Here is a 21009-nt window from a genome sequence, read left to right on the forward strand (position 1 = left end):
TGCTCGGCATCGAATCGCGGACCGTGCCATGCCGACCCAGCGCTCCAGCAAGGGGCTTCGTGGCACGCAAGCCGTGCACCCGGCGGGCCAAGGGCCGGGCCGGTGTGGCGCCGTACACGCGGGCGCGGCGGTCGGGCCGCGCGGGCCCGGGTCGCGCGATGTGGGGGGTACTCCCCCATCGCGTGGGGGAGCACCGTTCAGGGGGCCGGTGGGTCCCCAAGACCCACCGGCTCGACGCGGATCAGTTCGTGGCCAGGCCGTAGGCGTAATCGGGCGAGAAGCTGCCCGCCGGGCCGGCGCAGCCGTCGACTTCGCCCGGGGGCTTGACCCACAGGTAGGCGTCGACCAAGGGGTCGCCGGTGGCACCAGTGGGCGGCTCGCCCACCGCCCGGCCGGCGGGGTCGCACCATTCGCCGCCGGCCGCTGGGCCGTTGCCGTTGCGGCTGGTGTCGATGACCGCGCGCAGATCCGGGTCGCCGAGCTGGGACAGCACCGCTGTGGCGAAGACCCGCTCGTCACCGGTGTGGCGGTAGTTGGACACGTTGGTGTAGATGCCGTCGGCGTCCTCGGTGACACCTGCGGCGCGCAGCCGCCGCGCCTGCTCCTCGGGGGCGTTCCACGCCGAATGCCCGGCGTCGAGGTAGACCCGCGCCTGGGGATTGGCGTCGTGGATGACCTCGGCCGCGCGGGAGAGCGCGCCGTTGCGCTCGGCGAGCTCCTGGTCGTCCAGGCAGGTGATCAGCGCCAGCGAGTCGGGTTCGAGCAGGACGAGCACCGGGTCCTCGCCCAAGCCGTCGGCGAAGCCGTCGATCCACGCGTTGTAGGCGGGGATATCGGGGGCGCCGCCCGCCGATGCGCCGCCGCAGTCGCGGTTGGGCAGCTGGTAGGGGACGAGCGCGGGCACCTCCCCGGCCTGCGCGGCGGAGTCGGTGACCCGGCGCACGTCCTCGGTGACCGTGTCGGGCTCGTAGTTCGAGAACCAGATGCCTTGGGCGTGGACGGCGATCCGCTCCTCGATCACGGGGCGGCGCGTGTCCGATGGGTTGCCGGCCACCCATCGCGCGACCTGGGACTGCGGGTCGGCGAAGAACTCGGTGTCATCGGGCAGGTCGGCGGCTGACGCGGGCGCCGCGGTGCCGGCGGCGAGCCCGGCCGCGAGCAGCAGGGTGGCGGCCGCGGCGGCGGCCCGGCGCAGCGGCCGGGAGGCACGGCGCGCCGCCGGGGGGCGGTGGCTTCGGAGGGGCGGGCGGGGATGGCCGGCCGGGATGGCGTCGGTCGTGGTCACGGCACTCCTTGGCGGGCGCGGTCCCGCCCACTGCCGCACGGTCGGTGCGGCACACTCCGCCGGGCAAGGAGCCCAGTGGAGTCGGGCGGACGGCGCGGGTCGGGGGAACCGGGCGGGGATCGTGGCGGCGGAGCCGCCGGGTGCGAGGTGATCTCGCTTTTGGGAGCGCTCCCACATCCAATTCGAACGCTACGCCACCGGAGTCGTTCTGTAAACGGGGGGTTGCGCGAGGTATTGACGACGCGGCGTGTCGCGGGTCACACTGACGGCCGGTGCGACTCCCCCCACGGGCGCCGCACCGCCCCCGCCCTCCGTCCGGCCGACGCACATGAGCGATATGGGAGCGCTCCCATGTGCGATCGGCCCGGGCGGAGGCCGGGACCCGACCGACGCCAAGACCGCTGCCTTCGGGCACCCTCGGCCCCGCCGCCCGTCCAGACCGCGGCCCGACCGCCTCCGGTCCTCAACCCCAGATGTCGCCCACACCCGCGACACGGCCGCCCCCTGTGGTGTCGATGTCGGCGGCGAATGCGGAGGCGGAGAGCCCTGGGCTCAGCAGGACGGCGCCCGACGCCAGCGCGGCGCGTTTCCGCGTCATCCCGGAACTCCACTGGCCGTAGGGCCCGTCGGTCGGTCCGACCGCTGTCCGGCCGCGCACCGGCCGGCCAGCGGAGACGTCCGCCGGTTCCGGCCGGGCCGGAGCCGGCCTGTCGATGGCGGCTCCCCCGCCGGGCGCCGCCAGGCGTATCCGTGCCGCCCGGCCTCAGGCGTCCTCCAGCCGGAAGGGATCGTGCTCGGCGATGAGGCGGTCGAGGCGGGCCTGGTCGACACGGCTGGTCACCGCGGACTCCTCCTGGCGGTCGCGGACGCACTTGGCGAGGGTGAAAGCCGACGTCACGACATAGAGGAGCCCCAGGCCGACGAAAGCCCGCATCCAGGGGTCGACGGGGAGGTAGACGATGCCGGCGGAAAGGCCGGCCAGGGAGGCGCCGAAGGACAGGACGGACTGGACGAAGAACGCGGGAGTGGTCGTCGCGCGGACCGGTGGTGTGCTCATACCGCCATGCTGACCGCCGCGGCGCCCGTGCGCCTGAGTATCCGTACCCGGTCGCGGTGGCCGGTTCCACCCGGGTGCCTGCCGGCCCTGCGGGCCCCGGCGGAACCACAGGGCCGGTCCCGGCAACCGGCGCAACCGCGGCCGCCGGGGCCGGATACACGTTGATACGTTTCGCCTTCGCCTCTGGGCACCGGTGACCCGCGGTCGAGTCTCGTGGCCGAGCCGCCGCGGTGACGGCATCCGCGAGGGCGGGCCACCCCGTTGACCTCACCGTTCTTGTGATCCGCAGCGGTGTCGTTCCCGCGGACGCGCTTCTCCGCCGCACGGCCCGCAGGCTCTGCGGAGACGAGCGGTGCCGGGGCGGCGGACCGCCCCGCGTCCGGCCCACCGGGGTCGAGGACGTCGCGCCGCTCGCCGCCGGCCCGGCGGGGGCCCGCGGCCCTCGAACGCGCTCGCTCCACGAGCGGACACGACCCGGGGGTGCGTCTCTCACCGACCGGACGGAGTCCGCGCGAAAAGCCGTCGACCGTCGTCGCGCCGATCCGCATCGGCATCGCCATCGGCATCGGCATCGGATGCTGCCCGCGCGGCTGTCGGCCGCGTGGGCGACCGTGCGCCGGTGGCGGCGCACGGTCGCGGTGCCGCATCGCCCGCGGAGCCGGGAGCCGATCAGGGATCGAGGACGTCCTCCGTCTTGCGGGCCAGCAGCGGCGCCAGCAGCTCGGAGTAGGTCGCGGTGAGGTGGTGGCTGTCGCGGTAGGCCAGCACGTTGCCGACCACGACCGGGCAGGACTCGTCGGTGCAGAAGCCCTCGGTGAGGTCCACGACCCGTGCGGAGTTGTCCGCGGCCTCCGCCGCCAGGAGCTGCGGATCGTCCCGCGAGAACGCCTCGTCGCGCGGCCGGGTGCACATGTCGCGGGCGGTGTCGTGGCGGGCCACGCATTCGGCCGGTCGCGCACGCATCCCCGGGTTGTCGCGGATGGCCACCACCTCGCTGCCGGCGTCCTCCAGCGTGTCCCACAGCCGCGCCATGCCGTCGGCGATCTCCCGGGTGCTCTCCTGCTCGGACCCGGCGCCGAAGGCGTCGGCGTCGGCGTGGGAACTGGTGAAGACGGCATCGGGCCGCACGTCCTCGGTCAGCTCCTCGGCCACGGCGGTGTTCCACTCCGGGCACTCCGGATAGGCGCTGTCCTTCTCCTCGATCAGGGTGTCGCTGAACGGGCAGGAGGACTTGGTGTAGGTGAGGAGCCGCCAGTCGCGTTCGGCCGCGACCTCGCGCAGAGCGGGCACCCAGTGGGCGGCGTGGGAGTCGCCGACGATGACCACCGTCGCCGCCGCGTCGTCCTCGGCCGGCCCGTACTCGCAGGACTGCGGCGTGAGCGCGCGGTTGGGCGCCTGGCAGTCGTCGGCGTAGACGCTGGGCAGGTCCTCCTCGACGGCCACCGGGGAGGGGTAGACGGGTTCGCCGGGGTCGCCCTCGGGCGTGGTCTCGCTGAGGGCCTGCGGGCCGACGTGCACGGCCGGGTCGAACTCGACCGCGCGCAGCCACTGGACGCGCAGGTACTGGCCGCCGCCGATGGCGGTGACGATGAGCGTGGCGGCCATGGCGAACGCGGCCGCGCTGCGGCCGGCGCGCAGCAGGCCGCCGTCGCGGACGGGGTCCTCCACGCAGATCTTGGTGGCCCAGGCCAGCGCGACCGACAGGACGATGACGGCGACACCGGCCGGCGGCGACAGGGTGGTGGACTCGGTGAGGCTGAGGGTGAAGACCACCAGCGGCCAGTGCCACAGGTACAGCGCGTAGGAGATGTCGCCGATGAAGCGGGCGGGTGCCGTGCTGAGCAGGCCGTAGGAGGACCAACGGGTCCCGCTCTCGCCCGCCGCGATGACCGCCGCGGCGCCCAGCACCGGGAGCGCCGCCGCCCAGCCGGGGAAGGCGGTGGCGTCGTCGTAGGCGGACACGGCCACGAGGATGGCGCCGAGTCCGGCCCAGCCCAGCGCCCAGCGCAGGCGGGCGGGAAGCCGCCACCGGCTGAGGGCGATGGCGAGCACGCCGCCGACCGCCAGCTCCCACATCCGGGTCTGCGGCAGGAAGTAGGCCGCCTGCGGGTCGGCGGCGGTGAGCATCACCGAGCAGACGAAGGAGGCCGCCAGCACCACCCCTGTGGCCGCCAGGATGGTCCGGTCACCGCCGCCGCGGCCGCGCCGCCCCAGCGCGGCCCACCCGAGGAACAGCAGCGGCCACACCAGGTAGAACTGCTCCTCCACGGCGAGCGACCAGTAGTGCTGCACGGGGCTGGCCGCGGCCTCGGCCGCGAGGTAGTCGACCGCCTGCTGGGCGAGGTAGATGTTCTCCAGGTACGCCGCGCTCGCCACGAGCTGGCCTGCCGTGTCGAGCAGCCGGGGAGACGGCAGCAGGGCGAAGGCCGCCGCTCCGGTGACCAGCAGCACGAGCGTGGACGCGGGCAGGATGCGCCGGATACGGCGGACGTAGAAGCGGGCGAGGGAGACCCGCCCGTGATCGCGTGCCTCGCGCAGCAGCAGGGTCGTGATGAGGAAACCGGAGATCACGAAGAAGACGTCGACCCCGGCGTAGCCGCCGGGGATCAGATCCTTGTCGACGTGGTACAGCAGGACGAGCACGACGGCGACCGCGCGCAGGCCCTGGACCTCGGGAAAGAATCGGCGTTGGGCGGCGAGCGCCGACGCGCTGCCGGCGGCGGGTGCGGAACGGGTATCTGTCGTCACGGAGCGCATTTCCAGACGGCACGGGTGGGACAAGGCGTACGGTCCGAATCCCCGGACGGCATCGGCGTCCAGAGCCGGAAACCCCTATGTTGCCGTGATGTCGTCGTTATGAACAAGTCACGCAGCCGACATTTCTGAGCATTCTCCCAGAAAGTCATGTGACGTTGGGATGATGGTCGCCCGCTGGGCCTGGTCGGCGTCCTCCGGACGGCCCCGGACGCCCGCGCAACGGCGCTCCCGCCACGTACCCCGCCCGCGGTGCGGCCCCTGAGGGGCGCACCGGGGCACGGATCGCGGTCCCCGCCCCCCGAGCCGTCCGGATCGCGGTCCCCGCCCCGGACCGGGGGCGCACGCGACGGGTCCCGCCCGCCGCCGGGCTCAGGCAGGGCGCCCCAGCGCTCCGGCGATCAGCTCGGCCGAGAGGTCGCGCAGCCGGGCGCGCGCGTCGGGGTCGTAGGCCAGCGGATGCGCGCGTGACTCCTGCCGCCCGTCGTAGTAGCGGCCGGTGCCGATCTCGGTCTCGGGCGCGGTCACCAGGCGCAGCAGCGCGTCGCCGCCCTCGGCCACGGAGCTCCGGGGCTCCCGTTGGGCGTCCCCGACCATGGTGGTGTCCATCAGCGTGGCCGGATGCAGCGCCGTGACGGTGATCCGGTCGGGGGCGAACTCGGCGGCGAGGTCGAAGGTGGACATGATCTGGGCCAGCTTGCTCCTGCGGTAGGCGGCGACGCCGTCGTAGCCCTCGTGGAACATCGGGTCGGCGAAGTCGATCGCCTCCTGCCCGATGGAGGCCACATTGATCACCCGCGCCGGGGCGGAGCCGGCGAGGAGCGGGCGCAGCCGCCGGGTGAGCAGGAGGCCGGCGAGGTGGTTCACCGCGAAGCGCAGTTCGATGCCGTCGGCGCTCTCCTCGCGGCCGGCACCGGGGCGGCCGAAGCCGACTCCCGCGTTGTTGACCAGCACGTCGAGCCGAGAATGGGAGGCCAGCACGTCGTCGGCGAGCCGGTCGACGGCGCGCAGGTCGGCGAGGTCGGCGAGGACGACGTCGGCGGTCCCGCCCGCCGCCTCGATCTCCTCGCGCACCCGCGCGGCGCGCTCCGGGTCGCGCCCGTGCAGGATGAGCCGCGCGCCGAGCCCGGCGAGGCGGTTGGCGGTGTGCCGCCCGAGGCCGTCGGTGGCGCCGGTGATCAGCACGGTCGTGTCCGTCATCGCCATGAGAGTGTCCTCGCATCCCCGCGCCCGGCACCGCCAATTGGGCACTGCGGCTGCGGCCGGGCCCCGCCGCCGGTCCCTCCCGACCCTAGTCTCCGGGGTCCGCGATGTCGCCGACGGAGGACGGCGCCGTCGGCATCGCGAAAAAATACATGCGTTTCGCATATACTTCCCCGCATGCAACCTCCTCTGGAAGCCGCCATCGGCCGCTGGCACGCGGCGGTCAACACCGGACGTCCCGACCGGGCCGCGGCGGCCGTCAGCGATCCGATCGTCGTCCTGGGCCCCAAAGGAGCCGGTCCGATCGGCCCCGCCGACTTCGCCGCGTGGGTGACGCGCTCCGGCATCCGCCTCGTCCCGCGGTCGTGGCATCCCGTCGGCGACCGCCTCATGGTCGTCGAGCAGGACGCCACCTGGCCGCAGAGCACGGGGCCGACCCGGGTGGCCACGGTCTTCCGTGCCACAGGCGGCCTCGTCTCCGCCGCGCTGCGGCTGCCCGACCTCAGGTCGGCCCTGGACCTGGCCTACATCTGCCGTGAGATGGCGGCGACCGAGTGAACCCCGTCGACAGGGACGCCCCGCAGCCGCCCGCGGACGGCCCCGGCCAGGCCCTCTTCTCCTTCGTGCGGCACTGGTCCCGCCGCTGGAACGCCCCAGGGGACGCGGCGGCCGCACAGCAGGGCCGCCACGTGCTGGCCACGGAGGCGGTGCACGCCCTCTCCGCGCGCGGCGGCGCGACGATCAACGCCGTGGCCCGGGAGGTCGGCATCGACCAGAGCGGAGCGTCCCGGCTGGTGAAGGACGCGGTCGCCGCCGGCCATCTGGAACTGCGGCCGTCCGGCACCGACGCACGGCGCAGAGAGGTGTCGGTCACCCCGGCGGGCCTCGCCCTGCTCCGCGATGCCCGCCGGTGGCAGGAGGCGGTGTTCGACCACCTCACCGAGCAGTGGACCCCCCGGCAGCGCGACGAGTTCCACCGGGCCATGCGCCGCCTCGTCGAACGCTCCCACACCCTCGACCCCTGATCAGCGGAGGCGCTCCCATGCCGAGCGGGTGACGGGCCGCCGGCCCGCCGCCGCGCGCACCACCGGCGGGTGCGGCCGGACCCGCGGGCGGCCCCTCATCCGAACGCGGGGCCGCCCGCGCTCCCGCTCCCGCGGAACACAGGCCCTAGGCTCGCCACATGACCGCACACACGTGGGACGCCGAGCTCTACGACGCGCGCCACGGGTTCGTCGCCTCGCTGGGCGCGGGCCTCCTGGACCTGCTCGACGCGCGGCCGGGCGAACGGGTCCTCGACGCCGGATGCGGAACGGGCGACCTCGCCGACCGCGTCGCCGCGTCGGGCGCCGGCGTCGTCGGGGTCGACGCCAGCCCCGACATGATCGACCGCGCCCGTGCCCGCTTCCCCGGCCTGGATCTGCGCGTCGCCGACCTGCGCGACCTCGGGCCCCTCGGCGGGTTCGACGCCGTGCTGAGCAACGCCGTGCTGCACTGGATCCCCGACGCCGCCGGCGCCGCCGCCTCGCTCGCGGGGGCCCTGCGTCCCGGCGGCCGGCTGATCGCCGAACTCGGCGGGAGCGGCAACATCGCGGCCATCGACGGCGGTGCCCGCGCCCTGCGGGCGCGGCACGGGCTGGAGCCGGCCGCGAACCCCTGGTACTTCCCCGGGGTCGCCGAATACGCGGCGGTGCTGGAGCGCGCGGGGTTCGAGGTGACCGGCGCCTGGCTGTTCGACCGCCCCACCCGGCTGCCGGGCGACGACGGCCTCGCCACCTGGGTGCGCATGTTCGGCGGGCACCTGCTCGCCGGTGTCGCCGTCCCCGATGCCTTCCTGTCCGAGCTGGACGCGCGGCTGCGCCCGGAGCTCCACCGCGACGGCACCTGGTGGGCCGACTACCGGCGCCTGCGCGTCACCGCGGTCCGCCGCTGACCCGGCGGCCGCGTGCGTCCCGTTGCCGCGGGGCGTCCCGGCGTGCATCCGTTGCCGCGGGCGGCCGGCGCGTAAATCCCGTTGCCGGTACGCGGCGGATGCGCGAGGATTCCGGCGCACCGCACGCGACGAGGTCAGGCAGGTGGTCAGCGATGTCGGCTCCCTCAACGGGTCCCGGGATCCGGGAGATCCCGGTCGGCCCTGAAGGGGGCGGTCCCTACGGGATCGCCGCCGGGCCCGACTGCGCTGTATGGACGACTCTGGCCCACGCCGGCGCCGTGGCGCGCGTGACCGTCGAGGGCTCGGTGGCCGTCCACGACATCGGGCTTCCCGGCGGGCGCCCATCGGTGATCGCGGCGGGACCGGACGGCGCGCTGTGGTTCACCCTGAACCAGGCCGACGCCATCGGCCGCATCACCACCGGCGGCGACACCGCGATCCACCCGCTGCCGACCACGGGGGCGGCACCGTTCGGCATCTGCGCGGGCCCCGACGGCGCGCTGTGGTTCACGCAGATGGGCGCCGACCGGATCGGCCGGATCGACACCGCGGGCTCCGTCACGGAGTTCGGCCTGCCCGTCAACGGCGGCATGCCGTCGATGATCGCGACCGGCCCCGACGGCGCACTGTGGTTCACCCTCAACCGGGCCGACGCCATCGGCCGCATCACCACCGGCGGCGACGCCACGATCCACCCGCTGCCGACCACGGGGGCGGCACCGGTGGGGATCTGCGCGACGCCGGACGCGCTGTGGGCGGTCCTGATCGGTACGGGCGCCGTCGTCCGCGTCGATCCGTCGGGGTCGGTGGCCGAGTACCCGCTCGCCGATCCGGCCGGCCGCCCGCACGCGATCGCCGCGGCGGACGACGGCGGGTGCTGGTTCACCGAGTGGGGCTCCGGCCGCATCGGCCGTGTCACCGCCGAGGGGCGGATCAGCGGATTCCCGCTCCCCGACCCGTCGTCGGAGCCGCACGGCATCGCCGTCGACGGGGCCGGCCGGGTGTGGACCGCGCTGGAGAACGGGCACGTCGCCGTCCTGTCGCGCTGACCGCCGCTGCGCCGCCCGCTCCTCCGCCGCTCACGCGTCAGAAGTCGCCCGGCGACTCCCCCGGTGTGGCCGCCGCGCCGTGGACGCGCCGCAGGTGGAACTGGCGGGCGAGGCGGATCACCGGGCGGATGAGGAGCTCGACGCTGCCGATGAGGAACATCCAGGTGCCCGCCGTGGCCAGCGCGGTCGAGAAGAACATGATGCTGCCCGCGATGAACCACACGGCGATCAGGATGTCGTTGACGATGCTCAGTGCCTCGTAGCGGCGCCGGATGACCAGTTCATCGCCGCCGATCCTGATCACCAGGTCCTTGCGCCCGGTCTTCGGAGGCTCCATGTTCCGAGTGTGCGGTCCGCGTACCGCGCGGGTGCGGCGCCGCGCCGACGTCCGCGGCCCCCTGTTGTCGCGGGCCGCGACGACAGGGGGCAGAGGCACCGGCCCGAGCGGATCGGGCCGGGGCCGGACGGCTCGGGCGCGGTTCCGCGCGCCCTGACACCGGCTCAGAAGACCTTGCGTGCCCCCGGTACCGACCGGAGCAGCCGGGCCGCGCCCCAGCACAGGGGCAGTGCCAGGACGGCCATGGCCGCGAACTTCACCACCGCGGTCGCCTCCCAGCCGCTGAGCGCGTAGCCCAGCCCCACCAGCACCAGCGGGTGCAGGAAGTAGACGCCGAACGCCTGGTCGGAGAGGAAGCGGCCGAACCGCCCCTGGCCGTTGAAGACCTCGCGGAACAGGACGGTCAGGGCGATGATGACGCCAACGGCGAAGACGTTCTCCCAGGCCGCCGCGGTCAGGGCCGCGAGGCCCGCGCCGGCGGTGTCGTCGGACGCGGAGAGGTGGGCGAGGCCGGCGGCCGCACCGATCAGCGCCACCGCCAGTCCGCCCCATCCGGCGCCGCGGGGCAGCCGGTCCGCCCACCCCTGGCGGAAGGCGAGTGCGCCAACGGTGAACAGCAGGACGTACTGCGGCAGGTAGTAGGGGGTGGGCAGGCCGACGAACGGCCAGTAGCTGCCCGTGGGCACCAGCAGGCGCCAGGCGTAGGTCAGCGCGATGAGCACGGCGGTGAACGCGGCGACGGCGAGGGTGCCGGTCAGGGGCGACACCGGACGCGGGGCCGGGGCCTCGACCTGCCTGGCGGAGGCGGCGGCGGTTCCGCGGATCCGGCGGATGAGCATGTACCCGAGGCAGAACACCAGCAGGACCTCGACGAACCACATCGGTCCCGGGTCCCAGCTGACCAGGTAGAAGAGCCAGTAGGGCAGCTCTTCACCCTGCTCGGCGGCGGCCGCCTGCGCGGCGGGGAAGAAGACCGAGGTGAGCAGCGGCCGGGCGAGCAGGACGAAGAGCAGCATCGGGACGCCCAGCCGGACGAGCCGGCCGCGCAGGAACGCCCGGGGCCCCTTGCGGTCGTAGGAGGCGGGCACGAAGTAGCCGGAGACGAGGAAGAAGAACCCCATGAAGAACGCCTGGTTGAAGATGACCAGGAGGTCCAGCGCCGCACCGGAGGGGTCTTGGGCCGGCTCGGTGTAGTACCACACGGGGATGTTGCCGTAGGTGACGGCGACGTGGTGCAGGACCACCAGGACCGTCAGCACGATCCGCAGGTTGTCGATGTAGGCGAGCCGCCGGGCGGCCGGCGGCGGCGCGGGGGATGCGGGCCGGCCGGGGTGCCCCTCCTGCCGGGGGGATGGGGTGGTCGTCTGTTCGCTCATGTTGGGCTCCTGTGCGGTCCCGGAGGGGTGGCCGTCGGACATGGCGCGCCGCATTCAAGACGCTCGACTGATTTATTGACCGCTTGGCCAGAATCTAGCACGCATGGACGGGAATCCATCCGGGATGTCCCGGAACGGCCACCGAGGAGCCCCTGACTCCACCCTCCGGGAATGAGCGGATCCCCTCAGGGGCAGGCGGTCCCGCCCGCGGTCCGCCTCACAGGGGGGCGGGCCGGCGAGACCGGCATCACCCCCTCCCCCCACTCGGACCCCCCGAGGGGAAACGCCGGAACGCCGCGTCCCGCGCCTGAGAGGGACGCGGCCGACCGGTCGCGCGTGGGTCAGGCCCGGGCGCGTTGGGTGACGGCGATGCAGATCAGCACGGCCACGGCGGCCAGCAGCGCCGCCCACGTCGGCTCTTCACCGACGAGCAGCACCGCCCACAGCAGGGTGAGGAGCGGCTGGGCGAGCTGGAGCTGGCTGGCGCGGGCGACGCCGATGGCGCCCATCCCCCGGTACCACGCGACGAACGCGCCGAACTGGGAGACCACGCCCAGGACCGCCATGCCCGCGAGGGCGCGGGGCCCGGCGTCCACCGGCTCGACGGCCAGGGCCAGCACCGATAGCGGCACGCTGATCGGGGCGGCGGCCACCAGCGCCCAGGCGATCACCTGCCACCCGGGCAGGGACGCGGCCAGCCGGCCGCCCTCGGCGTAGCCGACCGCGGCCGCCACCAGCGCGGCGGCGAGGTAGAGGTCGGCGACGCCGAGCGCTCCTCCGCTGTTCACGACCGCGAAGGCCACCACGGCCGCCGCCCCGCACGCGGCCGCCGCCCAGAACACCGGCGAGGGGCGGACCCCGGTACGCAGAGCGGAGACCACGGCGGTGGTCAGCGGCAGCAGGCCGATGATCACGGCGGAGTGGGAGGTCGAGGACGCCTGGAGGGCGAGGGTGCTCAGGAAGGGGAAGGCGATGACGACGCCGCCGGCCACCGCGGCGATCCCCGGCCAGTGCGCCCGGGCGGGGACCGGCACGCGCCCCGCCGCCAGGCAGCCCGCGGCGATGGTGGCGGCCAGCCCGCAGCGGACCGCGGCGACGCTCCAGGGCCCGAAGCCCTCCAGGCCCCACGCGGTGGCCGGAAAGGTGAACGAGAACGCGAGCACCCCGAGGGCGGCGAGCAGGGTGCCGTCGGGTGCCGCTACTCGCCGAGGTGCGGTAGCGCTATCATGGACTCTCATGAATCAGCGTAGCAGTGTCCGTGATCTCACGGATGTCCTGCGAAGTGAGTTCGACCGCTACCCACCAGGGGCCAAGCTGCCGTCCAGCCGCGCGCTGGTGGAGCGGCACGGCGTCAGCCCGGTGACCGTCTCGCGGGCCATCGCGGCGCTGGCCGCCGAGGGCCTGGTCGCCACCCGTCCCGGATCGGGCGCCTTCCGTGCCGTCGCCGCTCCCGCGGGCGCGGCGGGCGACACCTCCTGGCAGCAGGTGACCCTCAGCGCGGATCCGGCCACCGCCGCCGGAGAGCCGGTCCCCCGGGCGGTGGACGCGTCGGGTGTCCTGGCCACGCTCGCCGCCCCCGCCTCCGGCGTCATCGCCTTCAACGGCGGCTACCTGCCCGCCGACCTGCGGCCCGAACGCGCGATGGCCGCCGCGCTGGCCCGCGCCGGGCGGCGGCCGGGGGCGTGGGAGCGCCCGCCGATCGACGGCCTGAGCGAGCTGCGCGGCTGGTTCGCCCGCGAGATCGGCGGCCCGGGCGGGGCGATCGGCGCCGCCGACGTGCTGATCACCGGGGGCGGCCAGAGCGCGCTGGCCGCCGCGCTGCGCGCCCTCGCCCCGCCGGGGGCGCCTGTTCTGGTCGAATCGCCCACCTACCCCGGCATGCTGGCCATCGCCCGCGCCTCCGGGATGCGGCCGGTCCCGGTCCCGGTCGACACCGGCGGGATCCGCACCGACCTGCTCGCCGACGCCCTTCTCGCCACCGGCGCGCGGGTGCTCCTGTGCCAGCCGCTGTTCCAGAACCCCACCGGGGCGGTGCTCGCACCGGAGCGCCGCGGTGAGGTGCTGCGGATCGCCCGCGAGGCGGGGGCCTTCGTGGTGGAGGACGACTTCGCACGGCACCTCGGCCACGCCGACGCCGCCGCCCTCCCCCCGCCGCTGGCCGCGGAGGACCCCGACGGCACCGTCGTGCACATCCGGTCGCTGACCAAGGCGACCTCACCCAGCCTGCGCGTCGGCGCGATCGCCGCCAGGGGGCCGGTGCTGCGCCGGCTGCGGGCGATCCAGGTCGTCGACAGCTTCTTCGTGCCGCGCCCCTTGCAGGAGGCGGCCCTGGAACTGGTGGGCTCGCCCGCGTGGGGGCGGCACCTGCGGACGGTGGCGGCCGGCCTGCGGGAGCGGCGGACGGCCATGGCCGCGGCACTGCTCGACGGCTTCCCCGGGCTGCCCGCGCCGCACCTGCCCGCGGGCGGCTTCCACCTGTGGCTGCGGCTGCCCGACTCCGTGGAGGAGTCGGCGCTGGCCGCGGCGGCGCTGCGGGCGGGGGTCGCCGTCACCCCCGGCCACTCCTACTTCCCCGCCGAACCGCCCGGCCCGCACCTGCGGCTCAGCTTCGGTGAGACCTCCGGGCCCGCCGAGATCGCCGAAGGCGTGCGCCTGCTCCGCCGCGCCTTCGCCGGCCTCGGCCCGGCGAACGGCGGGTGAGCGGGCCGGCGCTCCCCGCTGCCCGCACCGCCCGTCGCCCGTTCGCAGGTCCGGGCGGTGCGCAACGGGTCGTTACGGTTCGTCGGCGCCGTCCGCGGTCTCGGGTCCCTGCTCGGCGGCCGCGGCTCCGGCACCAGCGGCGCCGGAACCCGGTGCCGCCCGCGTCGCGTGGTCGAAGATGTCGGCCAGTGCCCGAGCGTGCGCCATCAGGTCGGTGTCGGGGAAGAGGTTCCAGTAACCGAACATGGCGTCGATCGACGCCTGCACGGTGATGGCCATGACCCGGGTGTCGAAGGGGCGGAACACCCCCGCCTCCTGACCGGCGCGGTACATGTGCTCCAGGCCCTCGTAGAGGTCCACCGATGTGTGCGGCCCGTAGCGGAGCCGGCCGTCGGCCGTGCGGAAGTTGCTGAAGACCTCCCCGAGCGCGTTCAGCTCGGCGGGGTGTTCCCGCATGAACTCCGCGACGGCCAGGATGTGGGTGCGCAGCATCTCGCGCCGGTCCTCCTGGGCGAGGATCCGCGGCACCACGGCTTCGATGATCGCGGTGTAGACGTGCTCGACGAGCTGTTCCATCAGCTCGTCCTTGCCCCTGAAGTGGTAGGAGATCACGCCTTTGCTGATCCCGGCGCGCTTGGCGATCTGGGCGAGCGACGCCTGCGCGTAGCCCAGTTCGTCGATCGTCTGCACCGCCGCGCCGATGATCTGGGCGCGGCGCGCCTTCTCGATGAAGGTACGCTCCTTGCCCTTCTGGCCGCCCTGGCTGCTTTCTGACCGCATGGACAGAACCTACCAACGCGGCGGCCCGCACCGGTTGCGCACCGGGGAGATGGCGTCGGAGGTCGGTCGGCACCGGCGAGCGCGCCGCTCAGGCCGTGTCCGGCGGCACCGCCGGGGTCACGGGGGTGCGGACCCGGGTGCCGTTCAGGGCGGCGTGGACCTCGCGGGAGATGAGTTCGATGGTCCGTACGCCGTAGTCCCGCGCATCGTTACCGTCGGTGAGGACGACCATGCCATAGGGTCCGATGCCGGTCTTGTCGATGATGCCGACGCTGTTGACCCGCCACACGTCCGTGCCGGCGCGGTGCAGCCACCCGTTCTTGGCCGCGATCTCGGCACCCGCCGGCGCCCCTGCGAGCACCCCCCAGCGCTGTTCCCGGGGCACCTCGCCCATGAGCCGCCGCGCATAGGCGCGCCCCTCGTCGCCGAGGACGTCGTTGGGCGCGGTGATCAGCTCCAGCAGGCGCAGCTGGTCGGCGGCGTTGGTCTTCATCAGCCCCACCGCGCCCCTGGCGTGCGGCCGGGTACCGGTCATGCCCGCGGCGTCGACGAAGCGCTGCATCGCGCCGGTGCCCACATGGTCGCGCAGCCAGCGCGTCGCGGCGGCATCGGATCGTGTGACCATGCGGACGGCCGCCCGGTCCTCCTCCGGGGTGAGGGCGCGTCCCTCCCGCGCCGACCGGTGCAGCAGGGCGGACAGGACCACGACCTCCCCGGCGCTCGCCGCGTCGAAGACGTCGCCGGAGCGGTGGCCGCAGCTCAGCTCCCCGTCGAAGGCGGAGACCCCCACCGCGACGTCGCCGGCGCGTTCGGCGGTGATGCGCTCGATCACCTCGTCGATGGCCAGGGCCGCCTGGGGATGGGCGGCCGACGTGCACGCGCTGCCGCCCGCCCGCGCCTCGGGAACGGCCGATCCCAGTGCCAGCGCGGCCCCCGCCGCGACGGCCGCGACCCGTGCCAGGACCCCGTGGCGGCCGGGGTTGCGGGCACGGCCCTGCGTGGGCGCTGGGGTGCGGAGCATCGGGTCCCTCTTCCAGAATCGATCGGATAGGCCCTGACCAGGCCGGATACTTCCCGAAGCCGACGTTACCCACCGCGTCCGCGCGTGCACGTCATCCGCGGCCCGTGTCCCCGGATCGGCGTCCCGGCCGCCGCCGTCCGTTCCCGCCCGGCGGCCCCGTACGCGGTGGCGGCGCCGGGCAGGGCGGCGCGGCGTGCGGGTCAGTCCACCGGGTCGATGAGCCAGGGCTCGTCGGTGCGGACCGACCCGACCGCGGGGTCGACCCGGCGCGGCACGAGGTGCGCCTCGGGGATCGCGTCGACCAGGGCGCGCACGGCGCCGGGCCGGGTGGTGGCGGTGTCGAGCCAGTCCCCCACCATGGCCAGGGGCAGGATCACCGGCGCGCGGTCGTGGATGTGCCCGTGGGTGTCGGTGGCCGGGCGGGTCAGGATCGTGCAGGTCCACACCCACTTCGCGGGATCGTGCTCGGCGACGTCGGGGTCGGGCCAGCGCTCGTAGAGCCCCGCGAACGGGAGCACCGACTCATCGGGCGCGTGCAGGTAGAAGGGCGTCGTGCGGTCGCGCGACTTCTGCCACTCGTAGTACCCGTCGGCCGGGACGACGCAGCGCCGCCGGGCCGCGGCCGAGCGGAACGCGGGCTTCTCGGTGATGGTCTCGGACCGCGCGTTGATCATCCGGGCCCCGGACCGGCGGTCCTCGGCCCACACCGGCAGCAGCCCCCAGCGGACGTCGCGCAGCTGCCGGGCCGGCGGGCGGTCCTTGTGCGCGTCGTCGAGCACGATGCGCACGGTGTCGGTCGGCGCGACGTTCCACGAGGGCGCGGAGCGCTCGCCGACGCGCTCGGCGACGTCGAACAGCAGCCGCAGCTCGCGGTCGTTCCGGGCACTGACGTAGCGTCCGCACATGGCCCCAGTCTCGCCCGCCGGATGCCGCGCACGCGGCATCCGACACGGCGGATCACCGGCCGCACGCAGGCGGGGCCGGCGTATCGGGGCGCCGCCCCGCGGTCAGCCGGGGGCGGGAGCCCGGCGGGCGCCGCCGGCGCCGGTGCCGCGGCCGCGGACGAAGACGTCGATGCCGTCGAGGACGCGTTGCAGCCCGAATTCGAAGTCGTGGTCGGGGTCGTGGGCGGCGCCGTGCCGCTCGGCGGCGGCCCGGCCCACCCGCGCCGCCGTCGGGTAGCGGTCGGGGTCCATGAGGCGCGACAGCAGGGGGGCGCGGGCCGACCACCATTCGGCGTCGCTGACCCCGCTCTCGCGCGCGGCCCTCGCGGATTCGACCTCGCCGCGCACCGCGCCGTGCACGTAGCCCGTGATCAGGCTGATCACGGAGTCCATCTCGACCTCCGTGAGGCCGATCCCCTCGACGGCGCGCAGCTCGCGGTCGTACTTGGCGGTCTCGTTAGGGCCCAGGACCGGCCGGCCGGTGGCGATCTGCACCATCCAGGGGTGGCGGAGGTAGAGGGCGCGGTCGTCGCGCGCGATGCGCTCCAGCCGGGGCCGCCAGCCGTCGGCCGGACCGCCGGCCCGGCCGCCCGCCCCGGATGGGGCCGGGGCCCCGGGGGTGTCGTGGAGCGCCTCGCCGTAGACGGTGTCGAGCATGGCGTCGGTCAGCTCGGACTTGCCGGGGACGTAGGTGTAGAGCGACATCGTGCCCACGCCCAGGCTCTCGGCGACCCTGCGCATGGACAGTGCCGCGAGGCCCTCGGTGTCGGCGATCCCGATGGCCGCGTGGACGACGCGGTCCGCCGTCAGCGCCGTCCGTCCGGCGGACGGCGCCTCCCGGGCCCGCCACAGGAGCGCGAGCCCCCGCGCGGGATCGCCGCCCCCTCTGCTCCGCGCCGCCATGGCCCTCCTCGCCGGGGTGGTGTCCCGGCTCGCCACGGGAACGCCGTACAACGTACCACCGCGCGCCTGGCAGGCGACGCCGCCGCCCCGAGCCGCCCCGCCGACCGCACCGGTACCGCCTTCCGGGGACTTCGGACACCTCCCAGTGGCCGCAGCGGCCCGCGCGGACCGCCCGAAACCCGAATCCGCCGGGCCGGCCCCAGGTGGGCGGCGAGCCGCCCGGGGATGTCGCCCCGTCTGGCTAGCGTGGTGGCCCGGAACAGGCACGACACACGGACAGGCAGGTGGAGAGACCTGTGATCACGCACATCAGCGTCGCGGTGATGTACGTCCGCGACCAGCAGCGGTCGGTGGACTTCTACGCAGGCAAGCTCGGATTCGAGAAGACCGTCGATGCGGAGATGTGGCCGGGGGCCCGCTGGGTGGAGGTACGGCCGCCCGGCGCCCAGACCTCGATCACCCTGCACAGCGCCGCCACGTTCAACCGCAGGCCGGGTGAGGGCGCGTTCCTCACCTTCGCCTGCGACGACGTCGAGGCGACGGCGGCGGAGCTGCGCCGCAGGGGCGTGGCCGTGACGAACCCGGTCGAGGAGCCCTGGGGCACTTACATCAAGGCCACCGACCCCGACGGCCACGAGGTGATGATCTCCAAGAAATGAGGCCCGGGGTGCCGCGCGCGGCGCGGCACCCCGGAAGGCCGCCGGGGCCCGGGCGTCCGGCGGTCAGTTCCGCGGGCCCGCGGTCCGCAGCGCGCGCAGGTGGCCGGCGACGAGCCCGGCCACCCGGTCCTGGTGGTCGGTCAGGTAGAAGTGCCCGCCGGGGAAGACCTCCATGTCGAACGCGCCGCTGGTGTGGTCGCGCCAGGCGCGCACCTCCTCCAGGGTGGCGCGCGGGTCCGCGTCGCCCACCAGAGCGGTGACCGGGGCGGCCAGCGGCGGCCCGGGCCGGTGGACGTAGGTCTCGATGGCGGTGTAGTCGCTGCGCAGCGCCGGGAGGATGAGCGGCAGCAGCTCGGGGTCGTCCAGCAGCGTCGAATCGGTGCCGTTGAGGCGGCGCATCTCGTCGATGAGGCCCGCGTCGTCGCGCCGGTGCAGGTCCTCGCCCTCGCGCGTGCGCGATGGTGCCCGCCGGCCGGACACGAACAGCCTCGCGGGGACCGTGCCCGCACGCTCCTCCAGCCGCCGTGCGACCTCGAACGCGATGACCGCGCCCATGCTGTGGCCGAAGAGGGCCAGCGGGCGGTCGTTCCACGGAAGGAGCGCGTCGTAGACCCGGTCGGCGTACTCGGCCATGTCGCGGACACCGGGTTCGGCGCGCCGGTCCTGGCGGCCCGGGTACTGCACCGAGAGCACGTCGGCGTCGTCCTTGAGCGCCCGCGACATCGGGAAGTACACGGCGGCCGAACCGCCGGCGTGCGGCAGGCAGACGAGTCGGATGGCGCTGTCGGGGGCGGGGTGGAAGCGTCGGATCCACAGTGCGCTGTCGTTGGGGTCGGCTGCCATCGTTCGGCGGGTCCTCTCGTGTCGATCCTCCGGTGGCGGGCCCACTGCACCCGTCGCCGGTCGCGCCGGTGCACAAGGCGATCGTGCCATGCCGGGCCCGCGCGGGCGGCCCCGGCCCGGAGCCGCGGCCGGCCCCGCGCGACCGGGTACGCGGGCCCCGGACGACCCGGGAGGAGGGCCCGCACGTCGGCGACCCGGGCGAACCGCCACGTATGGGGGCGGGACGCGGGTGTGCCCCGCCGCACGCGTCCCGGAAAACGTCGGTACCGCGTTCTACGGTGTGACCGTGGACACGATCGGGCGCCCGGGGATCGCTCCCGGGACGACACCGTCGCGGCCGCCGCGGGCGGCCGTACGCACTCCGCCGGCCGCCGCCGGCGGCGCGCGGTGCCCCGCTGAGGGCCGCGGGCATCGGAGCACCGCTCCACCGCGGGGCACCCGCCGCGCGGACGCGGGGCATCGCTCCGTCCCGGCCCCGCGCCCCTGGCGGGCGAGCGGTCGAATCCAGTGTGCGACGATGTGTTCACACATTGTCACCACAGTCTCGGGGTCCGGCGCGGTAGCGGGCGCGCGTACCCGGTCAGGAGCAGGCCATGCCCGAACCGCGGATCGAGCACACGCCCCGCGCCGCGGCCCCGCCGAGCGCACGCGCACCGGCGGGCCCGCCCGGGGGCCGACCGCCCGCGGGCCCCTGGTCGCACGCCCGCCTGCCGGTCGGGTGAGGCGATGACGGACACCACGCCCCCGCCCGCCGACCCGGAGCCGGGCGGGCCGGACCGGCCCGGCGGCGACCCGTTCCCGGATCCCGCCGACCCCGTGGCGGCCGGTGCCGACGACCGCGTCTACGCGGCGCTGGCCGACCGCACCAGGCGCGACATCCTCGACATCCTGGCCACCCGCGGCAGGGCCACCGCGACCGAACTGGCCGGCCCCCTGCCCGTCACCCGGCAGGCGGTCGCCAAGCACCTCGCCGTGCTCCGGGACGCCCGGCTGATCTCCGGCACCCGCAACGGCCGGGAGGTCCACTACGCGCTGTGCCCGGGACGCCTGGAGGCCGCCGCGCGGCGCCTGGCCCGGCTCGCGGCCGCCTGGGAGGCCCGGCTGGCCCAGCGCCACGGCCCCGGTCCCCGCTCCGGTCCGACCTGACGACCGGCGCGGCCCGGCCGCGCGCGAAGCGGGGTCAGCGCCGGCGCGGCACCGGGATGGTCGCGAGGTCGGCGGCGAGGACGACGTCCCCTCCGAAGCGGGCGGACGCCTCGGCGACGAACCGCTCGTCGTCGGCCTCCTCATAGCGCTCGGAGATGTGGGTGAGCACCAGCGTGCGGACCCCGGCCCGCTCGGCGATGCGCGCCGCCTGAGCGGCGGTGAGGTGGCCGCGCGACGCCGCGAACCCGGCCTCGGAGTCCAGATAGGTCGACTCGATCACCAGCAGATCGGCGCCTTCGGCCAGCTGCACCGCCGCCTCGCAGTAGGCGGTGTCCATGGCGAACGCGAACACCTGGCCGCGGCGCGGGACGGCGCACTCCTCCCGCCCCACCCAGGAGCCCTCGGCGTCGCGCACGCGCCCTTCGCGCTCCAGGATCCCGATGTCGGGTCCGGTGATGCCCCGGGCCGCGAGCCGTTCGGGCAGCATCCGCCAGCCGTCGGGCTCGGCCAGCCGGTAGCCGTAGGTCTCGATGCGGTGTGTGAGCCTGCGCGCGGTCAGTGTGAGCCCGCTGCCGCCGCCCAGTGCCGCGACCTCGCCGCTGACCGGCCGCTCGGCGATCACGTCGGTGTCCTCGAACACCGACGCGTGCCGCAGCCGGCGCCAGTACTCCAGTCCCGAGGCGGGGAAGACGGCCTCCACCTCGTGGGGGACGCGGTCGCGCGCGATGCGCTGCACGATACCGGGCACCCCGAGGCAGTGGTCGCCGTGGAAGTGCGTCACACAGATCCGGGTGACGTCGTGCGCCGACAGCCCGGCGTGCCGCATCTGGCGCTGGATCCCCTCGCCGGGGTCCAACAGCACACCGTGGGAGTCCCACCGCAGGAAGTACCCATTGTGATTGCGGCGCTTCGTCGGGACGGCGCTGGAGGTCCCCAGAACCGTGAGTTCGCGATCGGACATGCGCGCCATCATGGCAGGCCGGGTTGGCACGCGACGAGCACATCCCGACCGAACGCAG

21 protein-coding genes are annotated in these 21009 nt (G+C 75.0%); 7 read left to right on the forward strand and 14 right to left on the reverse strand.

Annotated features, from left to right (window positions below; genetic code table 11):
- Positions 1-241: 241 nt before the first annotated feature.
- From ACFO4E_RS07605 to ACFO4E_RS07625, 5 genes are all read right to left on the reverse strand, one after another.
- A complete protein-coding gene (locus ACFO4E_RS07605; RefSeq protein ID WP_378572336.1) occupies positions 242-1285 on the reverse strand; it encodes a glycoside hydrolase family 6 protein in 1044 nt (347 codons plus the stop codon).
- 463 nt (positions 1286-1748) lie between these two features.
- On the reverse strand, positions 1749-1883 hold the full coding sequence (locus ACFO4E_RS07610) for a hypothetical protein (RefSeq protein WP_378572337.1): 135 nt from the start codon (positions 1881-1883) through the stop codon (positions 1749-1751).
- Positions 1884-2048: 165 nt separating this feature from the next.
- The gene (locus tag ACFO4E_RS07615; protein ID WP_378572338.1) at positions 2049-2342 is read right to left on the reverse strand and encodes a YiaA/YiaB family inner membrane protein; all 294 of its coding nucleotides are present in this window, start codon (positions 2340-2342) and stop codon (positions 2049-2051) included.
- Between the two features lie 669 nt (positions 2343-3011).
- Complete coding sequence (locus tag ACFO4E_RS07620; protein WP_378572339.1) at positions 3012-5099, reverse strand: acyltransferase family protein; 2088 nt, start codon at positions 5097-5099, stop codon at positions 3012-3014.
- A 369-nt stretch (positions 5100-5468) separates the two neighbouring features.
- On the reverse strand, positions 5469-6302 hold the full coding sequence (locus tag ACFO4E_RS07625) for an SDR family NAD(P)-dependent oxidoreductase (RefSeq protein ID WP_378572340.1): 834 nt from the start codon (positions 6300-6302) through the stop codon (positions 5469-5471).
- A 174-nt stretch (positions 6303-6476) separates the two neighbouring features.
- Between ACFO4E_RS07625 and ACFO4E_RS07630 the strand changes: the two genes are divergently transcribed.
- The 4 genes from ACFO4E_RS07630 to ACFO4E_RS07645 all read left to right on the forward strand — a co-directional run bounded on the left by ACFO4E_RS07630 (position 6477) and on the right by ACFO4E_RS07645 (position 9281).
- Positions 6477-6857, forward strand: coding sequence for a hypothetical protein (locus ACFO4E_RS07630; protein WP_378572341.1), 381 nt, complete (start codon positions 6477-6479; stop codon positions 6855-6857).
- On the forward strand, positions 6854-7324 hold the full coding sequence (locus tag ACFO4E_RS07635) for a MarR family winged helix-turn-helix transcriptional regulator (protein ID WP_378572342.1): 471 nt from the start codon (positions 6854-6856) through the stop codon (positions 7322-7324). Before ACFO4E_RS07630 ends, ACFO4E_RS07635 begins: the two co-directional genes overlap by 4 nt.
- A 158-nt stretch (positions 7325-7482) precedes the next feature.
- Positions 7483-8232, forward strand: coding sequence for a class I SAM-dependent methyltransferase (locus ACFO4E_RS07640; RefSeq protein WP_378572343.1), 750 nt, complete (start codon positions 7483-7485; stop codon positions 8230-8232).
- Positions 8233-8384: 152 nt separating this feature from the next.
- Entirely contained in the window at positions 8385-9281 is an 897-nt protein-coding gene (locus ACFO4E_RS07645; RefSeq protein WP_378572344.1) for a Vgb family protein, read from the forward strand.
- A 37-nt stretch (positions 9282-9318) separates the two neighbouring features.
- Here the strand turns inward: ACFO4E_RS07645 and ACFO4E_RS07650 are convergent, their stop codons facing one another.
- The 3 genes from ACFO4E_RS07650 to ACFO4E_RS07660 form a co-directional block, all read right to left on the reverse strand.
- Positions 9319-9618 (reverse strand): YrhK family protein, encoded by a 300-nt coding sequence (locus tag ACFO4E_RS07650; protein WP_378572345.1) that lies wholly within the window; start codon positions 9616-9618, stop codon positions 9319-9321.
- A 164-nt stretch (positions 9619-9782) separates the two neighbouring features.
- A complete protein-coding gene (locus ACFO4E_RS07655; protein ID WP_378572346.1) occupies positions 9783-10994 on the reverse strand; it encodes an acyltransferase family protein in 1212 nt (403 codons plus the stop codon).
- 341 nt (positions 10995-11335) lie between these two features.
- Positions 11336-12232: a DMT family transporter gene (locus ACFO4E_RS07660; RefSeq protein WP_378572347.1), complete on the reverse strand. Its 897-nt coding sequence runs from the start codon at positions 12230-12232 to the stop codon at positions 11336-11338.
- On the opposite strand from ACFO4E_RS07660, the gene ACFO4E_RS07665 reads away from it, so the two are divergent.
- A complete protein-coding gene (locus tag ACFO4E_RS07665) occupies positions 12231-13694 on the forward strand; it encodes an aminotransferase-like domain-containing protein (protein WP_378572348.1) in 1464 nt (487 codons plus the stop codon). The genes ACFO4E_RS07660 and ACFO4E_RS07665 overlap by 2 nt on opposite strands.
- A gap of 72 nt (positions 13695-13766) precedes the next feature.
- Here the strand turns inward: ACFO4E_RS07665 and ACFO4E_RS07670 are convergent, their stop codons facing one another.
- The 4 genes from ACFO4E_RS07670 to ACFO4E_RS07685 all read right to left on the reverse strand — a co-directional run bounded on the left by ACFO4E_RS07670 (position 13767) and on the right by ACFO4E_RS07685 (position 17342).
- Entirely contained in the window at positions 13767-14474 is a 708-nt protein-coding gene (locus ACFO4E_RS07670) for a TetR/AcrR family transcriptional regulator (protein ID WP_378572349.1), read from the reverse strand.
- An 88-nt stretch (positions 14475-14562) separates the two neighbouring features.
- Positions 14563-15495 carry a serine hydrolase gene (locus ACFO4E_RS07675; RefSeq protein ID WP_378572350.1) on the reverse strand — a complete coding sequence of 311 codons (933 nt, stop codon included), beginning with the start codon at positions 15493-15495 and terminating at the stop codon, positions 14563-14565.
- 200 nt (positions 15496-15695) lie between these two features.
- Positions 15696-16400 (reverse strand): SOS response-associated peptidase, encoded by a 705-nt coding sequence (locus ACFO4E_RS07680; protein WP_378572351.1) that lies wholly within the window; start codon positions 16398-16400, stop codon positions 15696-15698.
- 102 nt (positions 16401-16502) lie between these two features.
- A complete protein-coding gene (locus tag ACFO4E_RS07685) occupies positions 16503-17342 on the reverse strand; it encodes a TetR/AcrR family transcriptional regulator (protein ID WP_378572352.1) in 840 nt (279 codons plus the stop codon).
- 296 nt (positions 17343-17638) lie between these two features.
- On the opposite strand from ACFO4E_RS07685, the gene ACFO4E_RS07690 reads away from it, so the two are divergent.
- On the forward strand, positions 17639-18001 hold the full coding sequence (locus ACFO4E_RS07690) for a VOC family protein (RefSeq protein WP_378572353.1): 363 nt from the start codon (positions 17639-17641) through the stop codon (positions 17999-18001).
- A 63-nt stretch (positions 18002-18064) separates the two neighbouring features.
- On the opposite strand, the gene ACFO4E_RS07695 is transcribed toward ACFO4E_RS07690, so the two are convergent.
- Positions 18065-18844, reverse strand: a complete 780-nt coding sequence (locus tag ACFO4E_RS07695; RefSeq protein ID WP_378572354.1) for a thioesterase II family protein — start codon at positions 18842-18844, stop codon at positions 18065-18067.
- Between the two features lie 726 nt (positions 18845-19570).
- Between ACFO4E_RS07695 and ACFO4E_RS07700 the strand changes: the two genes are divergently transcribed.
- Positions 19571-19990 (forward strand): ArsR/SmtB family transcription factor, encoded by a 420-nt coding sequence (locus ACFO4E_RS07700; protein ID WP_378572355.1) that lies wholly within the window; start codon positions 19571-19573, stop codon positions 19988-19990.
- A 34-nt stretch (positions 19991-20024) separates the two neighbouring features.
- On the opposite strand, the gene ACFO4E_RS07705 is transcribed toward ACFO4E_RS07700, so the two are convergent.
- On the reverse strand, positions 20025-20951 hold the full coding sequence (locus ACFO4E_RS07705) for a ribonuclease Z (protein ID WP_378572356.1): 927 nt from the start codon (positions 20949-20951) through the stop codon (positions 20025-20027).
- Between the last annotated feature and the right edge of the window lie 58 nt (positions 20952-21009).

The sequence above is a fragment of the Nocardiopsis mangrovi genome (assembly GCF_042653925.1).
GTDB classification, from domain to species: Bacteria; Actinomycetota; Actinomycetes; order Streptosporangiales; family Streptosporangiaceae; genus Nocardiopsis_B; species Nocardiopsis_B mangrovi.